The sequence below is a fragment of the Kitasatospora sp. NPDC101801 genome, assembly GCF_044766665.1.
In the GTDB taxonomy this organism is placed as follows: domain Bacteria; phylum Actinomycetota; class Actinomycetes; order Streptomycetales; family Streptomycetaceae; genus Kitasatospora.
In genome coordinates, this window is sequence record NZ_JBIWML010000087.1 from 1 (window position 1) to 4,283 (window position 4,283).

Here is a 4,283-nt window from a genome sequence, read left to right on the forward strand (position 1 = left end):
AGCGGCTCCAACCGCTCCCACTGGGCATCCGTCAGATCACCCCTATTTCCCACAGTCCCATCAACGACTCAACTGATCGACAGGACACTGCCTAGTCGAAGCCCATGCCAGGGTCCTCAAGGTTCTCCGCAACAAGATGCCCGTCGACCAGCGCGCCCTGGTGCCGCTGGCCAACGCACGCAATGGCGTCGCGCACGCCGGCATCCACCACATTGCCGAGGTCCAGACCGTCTTCACCACCTGCCTGCGACTGGTCGACCCGCTGCTCACCGAGCTGAAGATCGATCAGAAGCAGTACTGGGGCGGATACGAGCAGCTGCACGACCGGCTGATCGAGAAGCGCGTACAGTGCGCCCGGATCGAGCTGGAGGCCAAGCTGGCCAAGGCCCGGGCCGACTTCGAGCAGCGCTACGGTCACCTCGACGAGGCCTCCCGGCAGACCGTCCTCGCAACCATCACCCGGTACGAGCCGATGCGGTACATGGAGCACGACGAGGAGCAGGAGTGCCCGGCATGCGCATCGCGCGCCTGGCTCATGGGAGAGACCTATATCGACGATGACAAGAACACCGTCGTATTCAGCCCGTTCATGCTCATGTGCTCGGCGTGCGACCTCCACCTGACAGCGGAGGACCTACCGCTCATCGGGAACCTCGCGAACGAGATCGACCTCGAAGAGCGCCCGGAGAACTTCTACTTCAGCGCCGAGCAGGTCGGCACCATCGTCGCGCAGGATTGGGAACCCGGTACCTGACCGGTCCGAGGCAGCGCTCCGTCCCTGTGTATCTGGCGGGGCCAAGGGCCGCCCTGCAGGCCCGGGCCCCGATCCCTCTGCCGCCCTGGCCCGCGCGGAGGTGTCTCCTGGAGGGCAGGTGGTGGGGGTGCAGTGGCCTCCCGGGAGTTTGCCGATCCCTGGCAGATCCAGGAGGCAGCACGGGACCGATGGTGCTTGTTGTCTGGCCTGCAGGTTCGACAACGGCTGTGTTGGCGGAGGATCGTGGGGCGACGTCAGGCGGTCTAGGTGGTCTCGCCGGCAGCAGCGGAGCTAGGGAGCGGGCAGTGGGTGATCGCAGCGGGATCGAGTGGACGGAGGCGACGTGGAATCCGACCACAGGGTGCGACCGTGTCTCTGAGGGCTGCGACAACTGCTACGCCCTGACCCTGGCGAAGCGGCTCAAGGCGATGGGCGCTGCGAAGTACCAGCTCGATGGTGACCCGCGGACCTCCGGACCTGGGTTTGGCCTGACGCTCCACCCCGATGCCCTTCGCGTCCCGTACGGCTGGCGCGGACCACGCACGGTGTTCGTGAACTCGATGTCGGACCTGTTCCATGCGCGGGTACCGCTCGACTTCGTCCGGCAGGTCTTCGCTGTCATGGCCGACACTCCGCAGCACACCTATCAGGTGCTGACCAAGCGGGCCCGCCGGCTCCGCCGGGTGGCGGAGCGGCTGGAGTGGCCGCCGAACGTCTGGGTCGGGGTCTCGGTGGAGACCGCAGCCGAGCTGGACCGGGTCGACGATCTGCGGACAGTTCCAGCGGCCGTGCGGTTCTTGTCGTGCGAGCCGCTTCTCGGCCCGCTGGACGGCTTGGATCTGTCGGGTATCGACTGGGTGATCGTCGGTGGGGAGTCCGGGCCCGGCCACCGGGTGATGGAGGAGTCCTGGGCCTTGGACGTGCGTGATGCCTGCGTCGAGGAGAACGTGGCGTTCTTCTTCAAGCAGTGGGGCGGGCGCACGCCCAAGGCGGGCGGTCGGCTGCTGGAGGGCCGGACCTGGGACCAGATGCCGCTGCCGCTCACGGTCTGACGGGCGGGAGGACCTGCAGGTTGTGGATGGGCGACCCGCGGCCGTCGCTCGGCGTCCCGCCAGCCGCGCGGAGGTGCTTGATCGCGTCGCGGACCACCTTCTCGGGCACCTGCCCGTAGAACTCGCCGAAGACCGCTGACGTGTGGTCGACGAGTCTGATGGGCTGGCCCTTCTGCAGCAGGGCTGCGATGTTCTGAGCTATGACTGGGACTGCCTTCTCGTGGACCTTCGCCGGGTTGGGGCGCTGCAGGCTCGCTACGGGGAACAGTGCGTCGCTGTCGGCTTCCTCGTTGAGCTCCAGCCCCTCCCACCACGTGTCGCGGGCACGGGAGTGGGCGTCCCCGAAGACCCACAGGCCGTGGTTGCTGCGTGTTCCGAAGACGAGGTTGTAGACAGCCTTCTGCCCCGGTGCCCGAGCGACGGGGACGGAGACGGTGTGCATTCCGGTGGCGGTGCCGAGGCGCTCGCTGTACTCGGCGGCGACCTTGTCGTCCGAGTCAGAGCTGTAGCCTTCGGCGAAATAGTCCCGCCACCACCGGCCGCCGCAGACCTCGTCCAAGCGCTCGTTGGTGCGCTCATTCCCCTTGTCTGACTGGGAGTTGCCGCCGATGCGGCGCACCGCCATCATGCTGAAGTTGAGGAGCACCTCGGTGGGTGGCCAGGTCTCCTTCCGCTGCCTGGCCAGGACGTTGGCGAGAGTTTCGAAGGGCAGGCCAAGCCCACAGGGATCGAGGAAGAGGAACAGTGGTCGGCCGGCGGCCGTCGTGAGCACCTGGTCCATCAGGCCGAGGACGTCACCGTTGAACGCGCGGGCGTCGACACCGCTGCTGCGGTACTCGGCGACGAGGGCTTCGAGATGTGAGAAGGACGGCGGGGACTTCTCGGCGAAGAAGCAGGTCCAATGCACAAGCCCCTTGGCCTGATGGTCGGCCGCGATGCGCAGGACCTTGTCGGCTGAGCCTGACTGCCCGTTCTCGTACCGGCCTTCACCCGCGTACCCGTCCAGGTACACGACCTCACCACGGCTTCTCGAGCCGGTCATCCCTCCGAACTTCGGTATGTAGCGGCTGAGTAGAGCGTGCTTGAAGACGCTCGGCAGCGCCGGTGCGTTCCAGTAGTTCCCCGAGGTGCCCTTCGACATCCGTCCCCCTCCAGCCACCGGTGACACAAGTCAGGTACTGACCGCTACAGGGTGAAGGAACCAAGCTGTTGGCGTAAAGACCCGGTATCGGCCGGTGGCGAGATCACCCACGGTGGGTGGGGGAGCGACAGAGCCTGGTGGGTTCCGAGAACACCACGGGCACCAAGGACTACCGGAAATCCATTGGAGCGGCAGTTGCGCGAGGGCAGTTGGCCCGATGGGCGTCGTCGGAGGCATGCTGGAGGTAGTCGTTCCTGTTGTTTCTGAAGGTGATCGTCATGCGTGCCCACCGGAGTGTGGGACGTGTCTTCCGTCGCTGTGGCTGCCGCGACGAACAGCACCACCAGCTCGGCTCTCACTGCCCCCGCCTTGCCACCGAACCCGACCACGGGACTTGGACGTTCGCCGTCGAGCTTCCCGCACTCGCACCGGGCGGCCACAACCGCACGGTGCGCCGCGGCGGCTTCGCCACCGAGGACTTGGCCCGCACCGCGCTGAACCGCTTCCTGACGGGTCTGCGGATCGGGGTGAACGCGGACCCGAACCAGAGCGTCGCCGAGTACCTCACCGACTGGCTGGACGCGAAGAAGTTGCGGCTGAAGCCCACCACCTGGGTGCGCTACCGCGACTACATCACAGGCGACCTGATCCCCGCGCTCGGCGCCGTGCCGTTGGATGACCTCGCGTACGAGCACGTCCTGCACTTCACGAAGGCCCAACTCGCCGCCGGCCGCGGCACGTCGACGGTGTGGCACATCCTCGCCACCCTCTCCTCCGCCCTCGGCGACGCGGTGCGCACCCACCGCCTGCCCGTCAACGTCGCCCGGCCCACCGTCATCCCCAGACCCCGCGCGCCGGAGCGGACCATCTGGACGCTCGCCCAGGCCGTCGCCTTCCTGCGCCACTGCCGCACGGTCGACCCGCTGTTCGCGGCCCTGGTGGAGCTGATCATCTGCACCGGCCTGCGCCGCGGCGAGGCCCTCGCCCTGTGCTGGCGCGACGTCCACCTCAAGGAGGGTCTGCTGTTCGTGCGGTGGACCCTGTCGGCGATCGACAACAACACCCTGTCCCTCACCACCCCCAAGACCCCTGCCAGCCGCCAGTGGGTCGCCCTCTCACCCCGCGCCCGACACCTCCTCACCACCCTCCACAGGCGCGGCACCGACCCGGACGACTACGTCTTCCACCGCCCCGACGGACGACCCCTGCACCCCGAGTACGTCCTCAACCACTTCCACCAACTCAGTGGCTGTTGTCTTTCCGGGCTTGAGGGCTGTGTTTCCGCTGTTCAGGAATGGGGTCGGCGGTCTCGGGGAGTGGTGACGTGTCGTGTCGT

The 4,283-nt window shown here is 67.3% G+C and carries 4 protein-coding genes; 3 read left to right on the forward strand and 1 reads right to left on the reverse strand.

Going from position 1 to position 4,283, the window contains the following annotated elements; all coding sequences use genetic code 11:
• Nucleotides 1-136 precede the first annotated feature (136 nt).
• Both ACIRPK_RS36715 and ACIRPK_RS36720 read left to right on the forward strand, forming a co-directional pair.
• Entirely contained in the window at nt 137-754 is a 618-nt protein-coding gene (locus tag ACIRPK_RS36715; protein ID WP_403047263.1) for a hypothetical protein, read from the forward strand.
• A 305-nt stretch (nt 755-1,059) separates the two neighbouring features.
• Nucleotides 1,060-1,806, forward strand: coding sequence for a DUF5131 family protein (locus tag ACIRPK_RS36720; protein ID WP_403047270.1), 747 nt, complete (start codon nt 1,060-1,062; stop codon nt 1,804-1,806).
• On the opposite strand, the gene tcmP is transcribed toward ACIRPK_RS36720, so the two are convergent.
• Nucleotides 1,796-2,947 (reverse strand): three-Cys-motif partner protein TcmP, encoded by a 1,152-nt coding sequence (tcmP, locus tag ACIRPK_RS36725; protein WP_403047266.1) that lies wholly within the window; start codon nt 2,945-2,947, stop codon nt 1,796-1,798. The genes ACIRPK_RS36720 and tcmP overlap by 11 nt on opposite strands.
• Nucleotides 2,948-3,396: 449 nt before the next feature.
• On the opposite strand from tcmP, the gene xerC reads away from it, so the two are divergent.
• The coding region (xerC, locus tag ACIRPK_RS36730; RefSeq protein ID WP_403047268.1) for a tyrosine recombinase XerC at nt 3,397-4,283 on the forward strand (887 nt) is incomplete at its 3' end.

Coding starts and splice junctions, on each gene's coding strand:
- tcmP (WP_403047266.1), bottom strand. CDS start 2,947: ATGTCGAAGGGCACCTCGGGGAACTACTGGAACGCACCGGCGCTGCCG.
- ACIRPK_RS36715 (WP_403047263.1), top strand. CDS start 137: ATGCCCGTCGACCAGCGCGCCCTGGTGCCGCTGGCCAACGCACGCAAT.